This window comes from Sphingomonas sp. IBVSS2, from assembly GCF_002127225.1.
GTDB lineage: Bacteria > Pseudomonadota > Alphaproteobacteria > Sphingomonadales > Sphingomonadaceae > Sphingomonas.
On sequence record NZ_NFUR01000003.1, the window covers coordinates 183,818 to 198,983 of the forward strand.

16 protein-coding genes are annotated in these 15,166 nt (G+C 68.9%); 7 read left to right on the forward strand and 9 right to left on the reverse strand.

Going from position 1 to position 15,166, the window contains the following annotated elements; all coding sequences use genetic code 11:
- Positions 1 to 10 precede the first annotated feature (10 nt).
- The 4 genes from CAP40_RS11025 to CAP40_RS11040 are packed head-to-tail and all read right to left on the reverse strand — an operon-like array spanning position 11 to position 3,668.
- Positions 11 to 379, reverse strand: a complete 369-nt coding sequence (locus CAP40_RS11025) for a DUF2809 domain-containing protein (RefSeq protein ID WP_086129575.1) — start codon at positions 377 to 379, stop codon at positions 11 to 13.
- Positions 379 to 2,199, reverse strand: coding sequence for a DUF885 family protein (locus CAP40_RS11030; protein WP_086129576.1), 1,821 nt, complete (start codon positions 2,197 to 2,199; stop codon positions 379 to 381). The genes CAP40_RS11025 and CAP40_RS11030 overlap by 1 nt, the downstream gene beginning before the upstream one ends.
- 25 nt (positions 2,200 to 2,224) lie before the next feature.
- Positions 2,225 to 2,674, reverse strand: a complete 450-nt coding sequence (locus tag CAP40_RS11035; RefSeq protein ID WP_086129577.1) for an NfeD family protein — start codon at positions 2,672 to 2,674, stop codon at positions 2,225 to 2,227.
- A 1-nt stretch (position 2,675) separates the two neighbouring features.
- Entirely contained in the window at positions 2,676 to 3,668 is a 993-nt protein-coding gene (locus CAP40_RS11040; RefSeq protein WP_086129578.1) for an SPFH domain-containing protein, read from the reverse strand.
- 78 nt (positions 3,669 to 3,746) lie between these two features.
- Between CAP40_RS11040 and CAP40_RS11045 the strand changes: the two genes are divergently transcribed.
- The 4 genes from CAP40_RS11045 to CAP40_RS11060 all read left to right on the forward strand — a co-directional run bounded on the left by CAP40_RS11045 (position 3,747) and on the right by CAP40_RS11060 (position 7,650).
- Complete coding sequence (locus CAP40_RS11045; protein WP_275912950.1) at positions 3,747 to 4,586, forward strand: CoA ester lyase; 840 nt, start codon at positions 3,747 to 3,749, stop codon at positions 4,584 to 4,586.
- A 57-nt stretch (positions 4,587 to 4,643) separates the two neighbouring features.
- Positions 4,644 to 5,123, forward strand: a complete 480-nt coding sequence (locus tag CAP40_RS11050; protein WP_179188108.1) for a hypothetical protein — start codon at positions 4,644 to 4,646, stop codon at positions 5,121 to 5,123.
- A complete protein-coding gene (gene guaB / locus CAP40_RS11055) occupies positions 5,092 to 6,549 on the forward strand; it encodes an IMP dehydrogenase (RefSeq protein ID WP_086129580.1) in 1,458 nt (485 codons plus the stop codon). The genes CAP40_RS11050 and guaB overlap by 32 nt, the downstream gene beginning before the upstream one ends.
- Positions 6,550 to 6,636: 87 nt before the next feature.
- Positions 6,637 to 7,650 (forward strand): phosphatase PAP2 family protein, encoded by a 1,014-nt coding sequence (locus tag CAP40_RS11060; RefSeq protein WP_256924148.1) that lies wholly within the window; start codon positions 6,637 to 6,639, stop codon positions 7,648 to 7,650.
- Positions 7,651 to 7,662: 12 nt separating this feature from the next.
- On the opposite strand, the gene CAP40_RS11065 is transcribed toward CAP40_RS11060, so the two are convergent.
- Together CAP40_RS11065 and CAP40_RS11070 are read right to left on the reverse strand one after the other, a co-directional pair.
- On the reverse strand, positions 7,663 to 8,424 hold the full coding sequence (locus CAP40_RS11065; RefSeq protein ID WP_086129582.1) for a class I SAM-dependent methyltransferase: 762 nt from the start codon (positions 8,422 to 8,424) through the stop codon (positions 7,663 to 7,665).
- A 96-nt stretch (positions 8,425 to 8,520) separates the two neighbouring features.
- The gene (locus tag CAP40_RS11070; protein ID WP_086129583.1) at positions 8,521 to 9,270 is read right to left on the reverse strand and encodes an SDR family oxidoreductase; all 750 of its coding nucleotides are present in this window, start codon (positions 9,268 to 9,270) and stop codon (positions 8,521 to 8,523) included.
- Positions 9,271 to 9,368: 98 nt separating this feature from the next.
- On the opposite strand from CAP40_RS11070, the gene CAP40_RS11075 reads away from it, so the two are divergent.
- The gene (locus CAP40_RS11075) at positions 9,369 to 10,277 is read left to right on the forward strand and encodes an AraC family transcriptional regulator (protein WP_086129584.1); all 909 of its coding nucleotides are present in this window, start codon (positions 9,369 to 9,371) and stop codon (positions 10,275 to 10,277) included.
- Between the two features lie 15 nt (positions 10,278 to 10,292).
- Here CAP40_RS11075 and purT read toward each other — a convergent pair whose 3' ends face one another.
- Entirely contained in the window at positions 10,293 to 11,462 is a 1,170-nt protein-coding gene (gene purT / locus CAP40_RS11080; protein ID WP_086129585.1) for a formate-dependent phosphoribosylglycinamide formyltransferase, read from the reverse strand.
- A gap of 101 nt (positions 11,463 to 11,563) precedes the next feature.
- Here purT and CAP40_RS11085 point away from each other — a divergent pair, with 101 nt between their 5' ends.
- Together CAP40_RS11085 and CAP40_RS11090 are read left to right on the forward strand one after the other, a co-directional pair.
- Complete coding sequence (locus CAP40_RS11085; protein ID WP_086129586.1) at positions 11,564 to 12,748, forward strand: RsmB/NOP family class I SAM-dependent RNA methyltransferase; 1,185 nt, start codon at positions 11,564 to 11,566, stop codon at positions 12,746 to 12,748.
- A gap of 29 nt (positions 12,749 to 12,777) precedes the next feature.
- Complete coding sequence (locus CAP40_RS11090; protein WP_179188110.1) at positions 12,778 to 13,293, forward strand: lipopolysaccharide assembly protein LapB; 516 nt, start codon at positions 12,778 to 12,780, stop codon at positions 13,291 to 13,293.
- Between the two features lie 65 nt (positions 13,294 to 13,358).
- Here the strand turns inward: CAP40_RS11090 and rsmA are convergent, their stop codons facing one another.
- Together rsmA and pdxA are read right to left on the reverse strand one after the other, a co-directional pair.
- Complete coding sequence (rsmA, locus tag CAP40_RS11095) at positions 13,359 to 14,174, reverse strand: 16S rRNA (adenine(1518)-N(6)/adenine(1519)-N(6))-dimethyltransferase RsmA (protein ID WP_086129587.1); 816 nt, start codon at positions 14,172 to 14,174, stop codon at positions 13,359 to 13,361.
- Positions 14,171 to 15,166, reverse strand: coding sequence for a 4-hydroxythreonine-4-phosphate dehydrogenase PdxA (gene pdxA, locus CAP40_RS11100; RefSeq protein WP_086129588.1), 996 nt, complete (start codon positions 15,164 to 15,166; stop codon positions 14,171 to 14,173). Before pdxA ends, rsmA begins: the two co-directional genes overlap by 4 nt.

Below are 15,166 nucleotides of genomic sequence, written 5' to 3' on the forward strand. Positions count from 1 at the left end.
GCCAGCTGTACTAGTTGTCTAACACTCTTCGATCAACTGCCAGCGCGATCCCCGCGCCGGCGGCATAGGCGAGGAAATCGAGCCATTCGAAGCTTCCGCCGAGCACCACCGCGACGACCCGGATGCCGCGCAGCCCGAGCAGGTCGAGGATGTGGATCGCCTGGCCGAGCTCGATCAGCGCGCCGATCCCGAACGCCGTGGCCGCGGCGGGCAGGGCCCGGATCGGCAGCACCGCGCGCAGGGCGCAATGGACCAGGATCACCGCCAGCACGTCGCCCAGATAGGGCCGGATGAAGCGATCGCGGACACGGAGTGCGATCAGCACTTCCACCACCAGCAGCAGCGCCGCGACGATCGCATGGCGCGGGCGCCAGACCATCAGCCCTTGCGTTCGGCGATATGCCGATCGATCACATGCCCCAGCACGGTCATCGGCACATTGCCGCCCAGCACCACGGCATCGTTGAACGCGCGGAAGTCGTAGCGCTCGCCCAGCGCGGTCCTGGCATGGTCGCGCAGGCGATTGATCTCGCTGTGCCCCACCTTGTAGCCGCATGCCTGGCCCGGCCAGGAGCAATAGCGATCGACCTCGCCCGAGACTTCCTCCACCGAGGAACCGTTGGCGGTGACGAACCAGTCGATCGCCTGTTGCCGCGTCCAGCGCTTGGCGTGGAGGCCGGTATCGACGACCAGCCGGCAGGCCCGGAAGCCGAGCGACTGGAGATAGCCGAGCTTCTCCGCCGGATTCTCGGCATAGACGCCCAGCTCGTCGGCCAGTTGCTCGGCATAGAGCGCCCAGCCTTCCGAATAGGCGTTGAAGGCCAGGATCGAGCGGATCAGCGGCATCCTGTTGGCATATTCGCCCTGCCAGACATGGCCCGGGATCGCCTCGTGATAGGCGAGGTCGGGCAGGCTGAAGCGCGTATGCAGGCTGGTGGTGCGCAGGTTGATCCAGAACTTGCCCGGAATCGTCCCGTCGATCGATCCCGCGCCGCCATAGGCGCCGGGCGCGCCGGGCTCCTCCTCGGGCGGCAGCCGCTTCACTTCGACATTTCCCTTCACCAGCGTGTGGAAGGCCTGGGGCATGCGGCTGCGGATATCCGCGACACGCTCGTTGAGGAATTTGAGGATCTCGGCGCGGCCCGGATCGCCCTCGGGGAAGGCGAAGCGCCGATCCCTGGCCAGCGCCTCCATCCGCGCGCCGACCGAACCCTGCGAATAACCCTGTTTCTTCAGGATGGCGTCCATCTCGGACTGGATCTTCGCCAGCTGGTCGATGCCCATCTGGTGGACTTCGTCCGGCGTCATCGTCGTCGTGGTGCCCGCGCTCAGGGCCCAGGCATAATAGGCATCCCCGTCCTTGAACTTCCACACGCCGGCATCGCTGGTCGCCCGGGCGCGGTGCTTCTGAAGCTCGGCGATCTGCCGGTCGAGCGCGGGCGCGAGCTTGTCCCTGGCGAGTAGCCAGGCCCGCTCGCCGAAATCGCCGTCCATGCCGGCCGTGCGATTGGCGACCGAGGTGACCACGCCCCAGCCGGCGGGGTCGCCGCTGCGCGCCAGCCTGATCTGCTTCAGGCACTTGTCGAGCAGGAAGTCGGGCGCGATCACGCCCCTGGCGGCGGCGCGCTTCAGCCGCTCGGTTTCGCCGTCCACCTGCTCGGCATAGCTTTCCAGCCGATCGAGATAGGCCTCGCCGTCTTCGGGGGTCGCGATCTGGTGGTCGCTGTCCAGCATGCGCGGCAGGTCGAGGAACGCGCCGACATTCTGCACCACCACATAGGGCGAGTTGCGCCAGCTGCCCGTGGCCACGTCGCCATAGCCGAAGGCGAAGCCCTTGAGCGCATTGGAGAAGCTCGCCTGGATCACATCGACATGGGTGCGCATCGCCGGGCTCAGCACGTTCATGTCGAGCTTGGCCAGGTCGGCCAGCCCCTTTCGCAGGTTCGCCGCGATCTTCGCCTGGCCCTTGACCGAGCGGTCCGTGAGCTGGTGCTTCAGGTTCGCGCGCTTGTCCTTGTCGACGCCCAGGGTGGTTGCCGTCTCGGGATAGTCGCGCAGCATCTGCTCGGCGATCCGGTCGATCAGCGCCTGGGCCGGCGCGTCATTGTCGGCCAGCAGGGCGCGGGCCCCGGCGGGCGAGCCGGCGATCGCGAGCGTCGAGCCGGCGCCCAGCAGCAACTGGCGGCGAGTGGTGTGCATTTGGAATTCCTCGAAACGAAAGTCTTCAGGCCGGCTCGACGTCGAGCGAGCCGCTCCGCGCGCCGGTGATGCGGACATGCGCGCCGGCGGGGGCATCCGGGCCGTTGGCCAGCCACTCGCCGTCGCCCACCTTCACGCGGCCCTGGCCGGCGACGATGGGTTCGACCACGGTGACCACCTGGCCGATCAGCCGGGCGACGCGGTCGTTGAGCAGCGGATCCTCGCTCGGCACCGGATTGGCGCGATACCAGCGCCGCCCGACCGCCACTGCCGCCGCCGAGGCCCCCGCGAACAGGAACACCTCGAACACCAGGTCGAACGCGGGCACGAGCAGCGTGACGATACCGGTCACCGCGGCACCCGCAGCGATGAAGACCAGGAAGACACCCGGTACGAGCAGCTCGGCGATGGCGAGCAGCGCGGCGAGGATCAGCCAGGCCAGGCCCGGCACGGCGAGCAGTTGGTCGAAGTTCATCTCAACTCTCCTGGGGTCCGAACGGCCGCGGGCGCGACGGTGCCGGCGGCGCGGGCGGACGCGGCGCGCCGCCATTGCCGCTGCCGCCCAGCGCGTCGCGCGCCAGCTCGCCGATGCCGCCCAGCGTGCCGATCAGCTGCGTCGCCTCGACCGGGAACAGGATGGTCTTGGCATTCGGCGAAGTGGCGAACTTGCCCACGGCTTCCACATATTTCTGCGCGATGAAGTAGTTGAGCGACTGGCTCGAGCCCTGCTCGATCGCATCCGAGACGAGCTGGGTCGCCTTGGCCTCGGCCTCGGCCGAGCGTTCGCGCGCCTCGGCGTCGCGGAAGGCCGCCTCGCGCCGGCCCTCGGCCTCGAGGATCTTGGACTGTTTCTGGCCCTCGGCGCGCAGGATCTCCGAGGCGCGGGTGCCCTCGGCCTCCAGGATGTTGGCGCGCTTCTCGCGCTCGGCCTTCATCTGGCGGCCCATCGCGTTGACGATGTCGGCGGGCGGGCGGATGTCCTTGATCTCGACGCGCGTGATCTTCACGCCCCAGGGCGTCGTCGCATGGTCCACCACCGAAAGCAGCCGCGCGTTGATCTCGTCACGCTTCGACAGCGTCTCGTCCAGGTCCATCGAGCCCATCACGGTGCGCAGGTTGGTGGTGGTGAGCTGGAGCAGCGCGATATAGAGGTCCGACACCTCATAGGCCGCCTTGGCCGCGTCGAGGACCTGGAAGAACACCACGCCGTCGGTGGAGATCATCGCATTGTCCTTGGTGATGATCTCCTGGCCGGGAATGTCGATCACCTGCTCCATCATGTTCACGCGCCGGCCCACCCGGTAGAAGAAGGCCGGATAGAAGTTGAAGCCCGGCGTCGCGACCGTGGTGAAGCGGCCGAAATGCTCGATCGTGTACTGATAGCCCTGGCGGACGATCGTGACGCTCGAGAAGAGATAGAGCACGACCACCGCGGCCACCGCGCCCAGGAAGACATTGAGTACGAGCATTCCGACTCCCCCGAAGAATGTGGCCACAAAAGAATGTGGTCCTCGCCAATCCGCTCCTTGCTAGCATAGAGAAGGGGCATGATCACAGCCCGTCTCGCACCGCGCACCGCCTTGTTCCTTCCCGCCTCGAACCCGCGGGCGATCGAGAAGGCGCGGGGGCTCGCGGCGGATCTGGTGATCCTCGACCTGGAAGACGCGGTGAAGGATGCGGACAAGGCGCAAGCGCGCCTCGCCGCGGTGGCGGCGGTTGCCGAGGGGTTCGGCCCGCGTCTCGCCGCGATCCGCCTGAACGGCATCGGATCGAGCGAGCATCCGGATGACGTCGCCGCCGTGGCGTCGTCCGCCGCCGATTTCGCGGTGCTGCCCAAGGCCGAGGAGGCCGGCGAGGTCGCCCGGCTGGCGCATGCGCTCGGCAAGCCGCTGCTGGCGATGATCGAGACCCCGCTCGGCGTGCTCGCCGCCGCCGCGATCGCCGCGGTACCGGGCGTGGCCGGCCTGATCGCCGGCACCAACGACCTTGCCGCCACGCTCCGCCTGCCGCCGTCGAGCGGCCGCGCGCAGATGTCGGTCGCGTTGCAGACGATCGTCCTCGCGGCCCGCGCCGGCGGGGTCTGGGCGCTGGACGGGGTCTTCAATCGGCTCGACGATGCCGAGGGCCTGGCGGCGGAGTGCCGCGAGGGGAGGGCGCTGGGCTTCGACGGCAAGTCGCTGATCCATCCCGGCCAGCTTGCCATCGCCACCCGCGCTTTCGGCCCGAGCGAGGCCGAGATCGCCGACGCCCGTGCGCTGATCGCGGCGGCGACCGGAGGGGCCGAGCGGTATGAGGGGCGGATGATCGAGGCGATGCATGTCGACCAGGCACGAGCTCTGCTCGAGCGCGCCGCCGATCGGACCAGTACGGAACATTTCGAAGCCTGAAGCCGGCCGGGTTGGGCGGACAGCCTCTATGATGACTTTATGCCCGGCCTGCCCATATTGCATCGTGACCTGCTCGCCGCGCTCGACGAGATCGAGTCGCTCCTCGCCCAGCCCGAGCTCGACCAGCTGCGGCTGTCGCGCGTCCGCCTCTACATCTCCAGGGTCAATGGCGAGCGCCGCAACACGGTCGACGCGCTCTGCCTGGCGCGCGAGCGCCAGGCCGGCGGCGTCATCGCCCAGCAGTTCGCGGCATTGCGTCAGTCGAACATCGACACGAGCATCGAATATACGATGCACGTCGGCGCCTGGGGCCTGCGCGAGATCGCGGAGGACTGGCCGGCCTATTGCCGCGCCTCCACAGCCCTTGTCCGCAGCCTCCGCCAGCAGATCGCGATCGAGCAGGCGCTGCTGTGCATGACGCCCGAAGGCGCCGACCCCCTAGCGCTTTCCGACCCTCGCGGTTACATGGGCCGCCAACTTCCGAATCAGGACATTGGCGCACCCCATGGACATCCCCCTCGGCCTCACCTTCGATGACGTTCTCCTCTATCCGGGAGAATCCGAAGTTCTGCCGAGCATGGCCGATACCCGCACGCGGGTGACCCGCGGCCTTTCGCTCAACATTCCGATCCTCTCCTCGGCGATGGATACCGTCACCGAAGCCGATATGGCGATCGTGATGGCGCAGCTGGGCGGCATCGGCGTGCTCCACCGCAATCTCGACATCGAGGAGCAGGTGGAGGCGGTTCGCGCGGTGAAGCGTTTCGAGAGCGGCATGGTCGTCAATCCGATCACCATCGCCCCCGACGGCACGCTTGCCGAGGCCCGTGCGCTGATGGCGCAGCACAAGATCAGCGGCGTGCCGGTGGTCGAGGCCAGCGGCAGGCTCGCCGGCATCCTCACCAATCGCGACGTCCGCTTCGCCGAGCGCCCCGACCAGCTCGTTTCCGAGCTGATGACGCATGAGAACCTCGTCACCGTCCGAGCCGGGGTCGCGCAGGAAGAGGCGCGCCGCCTGCTCCATTCCCGCCGGATCGAGAAGCTGCTGGTGGTGGACGACGCCTATCGCTGCGTCGGCCTGATCACGGTGAAGGACATCGAGAAGGCGGTGAACTATCCCGCCGCGACCAAGGATGCCGCCGGCCGCCTGTGCGTCGCCGCCGCCACCACCGTGGGCGACAAGGGCTTCGCGCGCACCGAGGCGCTGGTCGATGCCGAGGTCGACCTGATCGTGATCGACACCGCGCACGGCCACAACAAGGACGTTTCGCGCGCCGTCGAGCGCGTGAAGAAGCTGTCCAACCGGGTCCAGGTGATCGCGGGCAATATCGCCACCGCCGAAGCCGCCAAGGCGCTGATCGACGCGGGCGCGGACGGCGTGAAGGTCGGCATCGGGCCGGGCTCGATCTGCACGACCCGCGTGGTCGCCGGCGTCGGCGTGCCGCAGCTCACCGCGGTGATGGATGCCGCCAACGAAGCTGCGAAGCACGACGTGCCGGTGGTTGCCGATGGCGGCATCCGCACCTCGGGCGATGTCGCAAAGGCGATTGCCGCCGGCGCCTCGAGCGCGATGATCGGCTCGCTGCTGGCGGGCACCGAGGAAGCGCCGGGCGAGACCTTCCTGTATCAGGGCCGCGCCTACAAGTCGTACCGGGGCATGGGCTCTGTCGGCGCGATGGCGCGCGGTTCGGCCGATCGCTATTTCCAGCAGGACGTGAAGGACCAGCTCAAGCTCGTTCCCGAAGGTATCGAGGGCCAGGTGCCGTACAAGGGCCCGGCGCGCGACGTGATCCATCAGCTGGTCGGCGGCGTGAAGGCCTCGATGGGCTATGTCGGCGCGGGCACGATCCCCGAGTTCCAGCGCAAGGCGCGCTTCGTGCGCATCACCAATGCCGGCCTGCGCGAGAGTCATGTCCATGACGTGACGATCACGCGGGAAGCGCCGAACTACCCGACGCGCTGAGCGAGCGGTCCCGATTGAAGACGGGCGGGTGGGCCGGCCCGGCCGAAGTGATTGCGTGCGCTTGGTAATTCGCTATCCATCGGGATAGTGCCAAGTTTCGATCGCGCCCGGCTGCTGCCGGGCTACGCCCTTTTTCGCCCGCTCAGCGCAGCGCCCGAGATACCCGCCAACCCCGTTTCGGAGCATCGTCTACCCCCCTCGGCCGGCTTCTCGACGATGCAGTTGTGGGGCGCGCTCGGGCTGAGCATGGCGATCTGCGCCGTGCTGCTGTGGAAGGCGGAACTCCGGGTGGATCTGCTGCGGCCGGGCAATGCGCCCTATCTCGTCGGGCTGGCGCTCGCCTTCGCGGTTCGACCCGCGCTTGCCAGAACCGGTTTCCGCTGGGCGAAGCCGGCATCCGATGGCGCGGACTATTTCGGCCTGTTCACGGCGATGGCGCTGACCGGCGCGGTGAGCACCTATCCGCTGGCCGCGTTGTCGCAGGGCTTTGCCGATGCCCCGCTCCAGCGGATCGACGAGGCGCTGCACTTCCACTGGCTTGCCTGGTACGAGACGGTGGCCGCGCATCCCAGCCTCCAGCGGCTCGGCGTGGCTGCCTATCAGAGCATCTACCTGATTCCGGCCGCGCTCCTCGCCGCCTTCGCGATCCGGGGCGAGCGGCGCGAGGCGCACCGGTTCCTTGCCGGCTTCTGGCTGGCCGCGCTGATCACGCTGAGCCTCTACCTGCTGATGCCCGCGCTGGGCCCTTTGACATATCTCTGGAAGGGCCCGATCCCCTATATGCCGACCAGCGCGATCTGGCAGGAGCAGCTGATCCCGGCATTGCGTGCCCGCCAGGTCGGGCTGGTCAACCTCGACGAGTTGCGCGGGCTGGTCTCGGCGCCGAGCTTCCACACCGCTTCCGGCGTTCTCTACATCGCCGCTGCCTGGCGCTGCGGTCGTCTGCGCTGGCCGCTGATCTTCCTCACCCTCGCGATGCTGCTGGCGACTCCGATCGAGGGGACTCACTATCTGTCGGACATGATCATCGGGGCCGCGGTGGCGCTGGTGGCGCTGATGGCGGCGGGGAGGTTGGTGGAGCGGTTCGGCGCGGCGCACTGAGCGGGCATGGTCTCAGCGCCTGCGATAGGCGTACATGCTCGTCTCGTAGGGAAAGGCGATCTCGCCCCCGCCGGCCAGCTCGGGCGTTCGGGCGATGAACGCCCGCACATCGCGCTCGACCTGGTCGCGCTGTTCCGCGGGAAGCCCCGCGATGAAGCTCACCGAGAGCGTGCGCTTGAGCACCACCTGCTCGGCGGTGCCGATATGGGCGTTGCGGACATGGCGTTCGTCGACCAGCTCGAAGCCGGGCGCGGGGAAGACGCTGCGCCACGCGCCGGTGCGATAGCGCGGGGTGTCGCCTTCATGGCGGTTGGTGATTTCGGAAAGCGCCGCGACCCAGGGCACCGCCTCGTCGCGGCCGTTCCAGATCAGGCCGAGCATCCCGCCCGGCCTCAGCACCCGGTGCATCTCCGCCAGCGCCGCATGCGTGGCGAACCAGTGGAAGGCCTGCGCGCAGACCACGACATCGACCGAGGCATCGGGCAGCGGGATCGCCTCGGCGGTTCCGGCCAGCGCCTCCACGTCGGGATGGGTGCGGATCAACTGTTCCCGCATCTCGGCGATCGGCTCGACGGCGGCGATGTCCCCGCCGGCTTCCCGCAGCACCGGGATGAACTTGCCGGTGCCCGCACCAAGCTCGAGCACCCGGCGGCCCGGGCCGATGTGCAGGACCTCGCGGAGCCAGGCGAGCGCTTCGGGCGGGTAGCCCGGCCGGCCTGCGACATAGTCCCGCGCGCCCCGGTGATATCCCTTCGACTGTTCATGGATCCGCATCGTGCCAGCTCCCTGTGCTGCATCGTCACCGCCAACGCGCAGGCTGGCCCGCCGGGCCCGTGCCGATCGAGAAGGAAGACCGGCACGGGCCCAGGTTCAGCGCGCCTGCGCGAGCGCCACGGCGTCGGGCCCCGCGGGAAAGCGGAGCTGGCCGGTATCGTCCCGCACCGCGTTCCACACCGCTTCGGCCACGTCGTTTTCCGTGGTCGTCATCGCGGGCGCGGCAAGGGCTTCCAGGATCGGTCGTGCGAAATCGGCATATTCGCCCGGCAGCAATTCCTCGACCGGGACGATGGCATTCGCGCCGAACCGCGTGGTCGGAGCATAGCCTGGCTCGACCAGCTTCGCCCGGATGCCGAAATGGGCGAGCTCATGCGCGAGCGAGCCGGTGAAGCCCTCGATCGCCTGTTTCGATCCGGTATAGGCCGCGGCGAGCGGGAAGGCGCCCAGCGTTACGCTCGAGGTCACGTTGACGAGGATTCCCGAACGGCGCCGGCGCATCTGGGGGATGACTGCCTGGCACATCGCCATCACGCCGATCGTGTTGGTTTCGAAGAGCTGGCGGACCAGCGACATCGGCATCGCCTCGAAGGCACCCACGCCGCCGATGCCCGCATTGTTGACGAGCACGTCGATCGGGCCCGCGGCTTCGAGCAGCGCGTCGATGCTCCCCTGATCGGTCACATCGAGCGGCAGCACCCGCAGCCGCGCCGAGGCGCCGCCGAACCGCGCGGCTTCGGGCCGTCGCATCGTCGCCACGACGTTCCAGCCGCGCGAAAGGAACAGCTCCACGGTGGCCTTGCCATAGCCCGACGAGGTGCCGGTGATGAGGATCGTCTTGGTCATTGCCTGTCTCCTTGGCTTCGATGCCGATGAGATAGACAGGCTCTTCGGGACGATATATAATGAGAAATCCGTAATAGATTATAGATCGTCCAAAATAGATGGATCCTCTAAGCGACATCATCGCGCTGCTCCGGCCCAGCGCCGCCGTCTCCAAGCCGATATCCGGGCGCGGGCGATGGGGCGTCCGCTATCGTCCGCACGACGCGCCCGGATTCACGATCATTCTTTCGGGCGAGGCCTGGATCACCTTCGATGGCGAGGCGCCGTTGCGGCTTGCCGAAGGGGATTTCCTGCTGCTGCCGACAACGCCGGCCTTCACGCTCGCCAGCGAACCCGGCACGGCCGGGACGGCGGTGGAGCCGCGCAACGAGGCGGTCCGGCATGGCGAGCAGGAGGGGGAGCCGGATTTCACGGCATTGGGCGGGAGCTTCGCGTTCGAGCGCGTGAATGCGTCGCTCCTGCTCGCCTTGTTGCCGGGCCGCATCCATATCCCGGCCTCGGAAGGCCGGACGACGCGGTTCGGCCGGCTGATCGAGCTGCTCGCCGAGGAATGCGTCACCAATTATCCGGGCAAGGAGCTGATCGTCCAGCGGATGCTCGAGGCGCTGCTGGTCGAGGCGCTGCGCTGGCGCGGCATCGGAAACCAGAGGATGCCGGCCGGCCTGCTCAGCGGCATGCGCGACCCGGCGCTTGCCCGCGCCCTGCACGCGATCCACGCCGATGTTCGTGCGGGCTGGACGGTCGCCGAGCTGGCCGGTGTCGCCGGCATGTCGCGATCGGCCTTCGCGGCCCGGTTCGGCGAGGTGCTTGGGTGCGCCCCGATCGAATATCTGGCGCGCTGGCGCATGGCGATCGCCAAGGACGCCCTGAGCCGGGGCACGAAGTCGCTGGACCGGATCGCCGACGAGATCGGCTATGAGTCGGCGAGCGCGTTCAGCACCGCTTTCCGCAAGCGGCTCGGTTGTTCGCCGGGCAGGTTCGCGCGCGGCGATGTGACCGGCAGGTAGCGGCGGGCCGCCTGCTCAGTCCCCATAGCCGATCCGCACCGCGCGCGCAGCCTCGGCCGCCAATCGCCGTGCGGTATCGGTATCCCCTGCCAGGGCCAGCGCCACGCCCATCCGTCGATACGGTCGCGAATTCGGCTTGCCGAAGATGCGCACGTCCACTTCGCCGCCCGGCACGGCCAGCGCCTCGGCCAGTCCCGCATAGGAAAGCGCCTCCGAAGCCCGGTCCGCCAGGATCACTGCGCTCGCCGAAGGTCCGCGAAGCGCGATCGACGGGATCGGCAGGCCCATCACCGCCCGCGCATGCAGGTCGAACTCGCTGAGGTTCTGCGAGATCAAGGTCACCATGCCGGTGTCATGGGGGCGGGGAGACAGTTCGGAGAAGATCACCTCCTCGCCCTTCACGAAGAATTCCACGCCGAAAATGCCATAGCCGCCCAGGTCGTCGACGACCTTGCGGGCCATGTCCTGCGCATCTGCGATGGCGGAGGCCGACATGGCGGCGGGCTGCCAGCTCTCCTGATAGTCGCCGCGTTCCTGGCGGTGGCCGATCGGCGGACAGAAGAGCACGCCGGTGCGCGTGCGGATCGTCAGCAGCGTGATCTCATAGTCGAAGTCGACGAACTCCTCGACGATCACCCGCTTGCGGTCGCCGCGCATATTGGCCACGGCATAGTCCCAGGCAGCCTCCAGCGCACCCGCCTCGCGGACCGTGCTCTGGCCCTTGCCCGAAGAGGACATGACCGGCTTGATCACGCAGGGCAGGCCGGTGTGCCCGGCCCCGGCCAGCACTTCCTCCAGGCTCTCGGCATATCGGTATCGCGACGTGCGCAGGCCGAGCTCGACGGCGGCGACCTCGCGGATGCCGTCGCGGTTCATCGTCATCATCGTCGCACGGGCGGAGGGGACGATGGTGAAGCCCTCGGCCTCCAGTTCGGCGAGCACTTCGGTGCGGATCGCTTCCACTTCGGGCACGACATAGTCCGGCCGGTGCTTCTCCACCGCCGCGCGCAGCAGCGTGCCGTCGAGCATCGAGAATACTTCGAAGCCGTCCGCCACCTGCATCGCCGGTGCGCCCGCATAGGCATCGCACGCGATCACCTGGGCGCCCAGCCGCTTGGCGGAGATCACGAACTCGCGGCCGAGCTCGCCCGAGCCGAGGAGCAGGATCTTCGCCGTGAATGCCATGTGCTTGCCTTCCTGTTGGGTTGGCGCGTCAGTGGCGGGATCGGGCGGGCTTGTCGAGATTTCGCTGTCAAAACCGCATTCGTTCTGCTTGTGACGAAGCCATGAACCCCGCGGCGCGGCTCCAGGCTGCCATCGACCTGCTCGACAAGATCATCGCCGCCGCCCGCGATCAGGGCGGATCGGCCGATACGATCATCGCCCGCTGGTTCGCCGAGCGCCGCTATGCCGGCTCCAAGGACCGCCGGGCCATCCGCGCGCTGGTCTATGACGCGATCCGCATGCTCGGCGAGCGCCCGGAGAGCGGCCGCGCCGCGATGCTGGCGCTGGTCCGCCGCCAGCCCGAGCTGGCTGCGCTGTTCGACGGATCGCCCTATGGCCCCGCAGCGATCGCGCCGGATGAGCCCGCGGCCGCGGCGGGCGTGCTGCCGGCCTGGCTGGCCGAGGCTTTCACCTCGTCCGGCCTGGATGCCGATGAGCAGGCGGCGCTGCTCGAGCGCGCGCCGCTCGATATCCGCGTCAACACGCTCAAGGCCGATCCGGCGGCGATCCAGGCCGGGATCCCCGGCGCCGTGCCGCTGCCGTGCCTGTCCGCTGGCCTGAGGGTGCCGTCGGATGCGGCTGTCGAGCAACTGCCCGCCTACAAGGAAGGCCGGCTCGAAGTGCAGGACGCCGGCAGCCAGTTCGTCAGCCTGGCGGCGGGCGTGGAGCGGGGGCAGCACGTCATCGATCTGTGTGCCGGTGGCGGCGGCAAGACCCTCGCACTGGCCGCGGCGATGGCGAACCATGGTTCGATCCTCGCCTGCGATGTCGATCGCCCGCGGCTTTCCCGGCTGATGCCCCGTGCCGAGCGGGCGGGGGTGTCGATCGCCGAGACTCGCCTCCTCAACCCGAACCAGGAGGCGGCGATGCTCGCCGACCAGAGCGGCCGCGCGGATGTGGTGCTGATCGACGCGCCTTGCTCGGGCACCGGCACCTGGCGCCGCAATCCCGAGGCGCGCTGGCGGCTTACTCCGCAGCGGCTGGACCGTTATGTCGCGACCCAGGCCGCGCTGCTCGATATCGCCGCCGATCTCGTGCGCCCCGGCGGCATGCTCGTGCACGTCGTCTGCTCGCTGCTCGATGCGGAAGGGGCAGGCCAGGCCCAGGCGTTCCTCGACCGGCATCCGGGCTGGAGCGCCCAGCCGCTGTCGCTCGGTGCCGGCACGCCGCGTGGACCGGGGCTGCGCTTCACCCCGCTTGCGGACTCGACCGATGGCTTTTTTGTCGCGAGGATGCGCCGGCCATGATAGCGACGGGGCAGATTTCGGAGAATGTGATGCGTTTCACTGCGATTGGGGCGGCCGGTGCGTTGCTGCTGCTGTCGGTTTCCACCTCGCTGATGGCGCAGCGTGCCGACAACCAGATCGATCCGCGTTCGATGGAACTCGTCCGGCAGGGCCGCGCGGCGCTGGCCGCCGGCAATGTCGAGGGCGCGGGCGATGTGCTGGAGAGCGCCCTGGCGGTGGACCCGCGCAATCGCGAGGCCTATCTCGTCCTCGCCGAGATCGCGCGCAGGAACAATTTGCCGGGCAAGGCGATCCGCCTCTATCGCGAGGCGCTGAGCCTTGAGCCGAACGACACCGCGGCGCTGCGTGGCCAGGGCGAGGCGATGGTCGCCAAGGGCGCGATGGAGCGGGCCAAGGAGAATCTGGCCAAGATCGAGAAGCTCTGCGCCAAGGCATGTGCCGATGCGACTCAGCTCTCGGCGGCGATCGCCAAGGGGCCGCCGGTCACCACCGCCCAGGCCGAACCCGTGCCGGTGCCAAGCGCCACGCCGACGGCCAAGCCCTGATCCCGTCTGCAAACTAGGATCTCGCCTGCCGGGCATTCCGGCAGAGCGGTACGGCCCCGACGGCTTCAGCCGAGGGCGCGGGCGAGGGCGACGAATTCCTCGACGGTCACCGTCTCCGCGCGGCGGCTGGAATCGATGCCCAGCCTTTCCATCGCCTCCAGCGCGCCGGGCATGCCCTTCAGGCTCTGGCGCAGCATCTTGCGGCGCTGGCCGAACGCGGCGGCAGTGAGCGTCTCCAGCGTCTTCAGCCGCACACCCTCCGGCGCGGTGCCGGGGACGATATGGACGACGGCCGACATCACCTTGGGCGGCGGGGTGAAGGCCGAGCGGTGGACGTTCATCGCGATCTTCGGAGTCGAGCGCCATTGGGCGAGCACCGCCAGCCGGCCATAATGCTCGGTGCCGGGCGCGGCGACGATCCGCTCGGCGACTTCCTTCTGGAACATCAGCGTCAGGCTGGCCCACCAGGGCTCCCATGCCGCCGAGAGCCAGCCCACGAGCAGTGCCGTGCCGACATTATAGGGCAGGTTGGCGACGACATGGGGCTTGCCCTGGAACAGCGCAGGCGCGTCCACTTCCAGCGCATCGCCTTCAATGACGCGGAGCTTGCCCGGAAAATAGGTGCCGAGTTCCTCCAGCGCGGGAATGCAGCGCCGGTCGCGCTCCACCGCGGTGACGCCGGCCCCGCCCTGGAGCAGCGCGCGGGTGAGGCCGCCGGGGCCCGGGCCGACCTCGAACACTTCGGCGCCCTCGAGCTTGCCCGGCACCTTGGCGATGCGGGCGAGCAGCTGGTGGTCGAACAGGAAATTCTGGCCCAGCGCCTTGCTCGCGCTGAGACCATATTTGCCGATGACTTCCCTGAGAGGCGGAAGCTCGGTCACGCCGCGGCTTCGGCCCGGCGCTGCGCGGCGCTGGCGGCCATCTTGATCGCGGCGATCATCGCCCCCGGATTGGCGGCGTCCTTGCCGGCGATGCCGAAGGCGGTGCCATGGTCGGGCGAGGTGCGGACGATCGGCAGGCCGAGCGTGATGTTCACGCCCTCGTCGAAGTGCAGCGTCTTGATCGGGATCAGCGCCTGGTCGTGCGTCGGGCAGAGCGCGGCATCATAGCCGGCACGGGCACGGGCATGGAACATCGCGTCGGCAGCGAAGGGGCCGATCGCGTCGATCCCTTCCTCGCGCAGGCGGGCGATGGCGGGCTGGAGCACGTCGATCTCCTCGCGCCCGATTTCCCCGCTTTCGCCGGCATGGGGGTTGAGGCCGGCAAAGGCGAGCCGGGGGCGCTCGATGCCGAAATTGCGCAGCAGGCCGCGTGCGGTGACGCGCGCCTTGGTGAGCACCAGGTCGATGGTGAGCAGTTCGGGCACCCGGGCCAGCGGCTCGTGCACCGTCATCGGCACCACGCGCAGCGTGGGGCCGGCGAGCATCATCACCGCGTTCTCGGGCGCGATGCCGCAGCGTTCGGCGACGAATTCGGTCTGGCCGGGATGCGTGAAGCCGATCTTGTAGAGCTGGACCTTCGACACCGGGCCGGTCACCACGCCGCCGGCCGCGCCGGCATTGGCGAGGCCCACCGCCAGCTCGAGCGACTGGAGCGCCGCTTTCGCGCTGGCCTCGTCGGGGTTGCCCGGGGTGACTTCGCAGGTGTCGCTGACGGCGAGCACCGGCAGCGCGTCGCCGAAGACGCCGGCCGCTTCGTCCGGATTGTTGATCCGGGCGACCGGGCCGTCCCACACGCGCTCGACGGCGGCGGGACAGCCGATGGCAAAGAAGGGCGCGAGCGAGTGGAGTTCGCGCGCCTTCCATGCCTTGGCAGTGATCTCGGGGCCGATTCCGGCCGAATCGCCCATCGATATGGCGAGCGGCCGGATCAC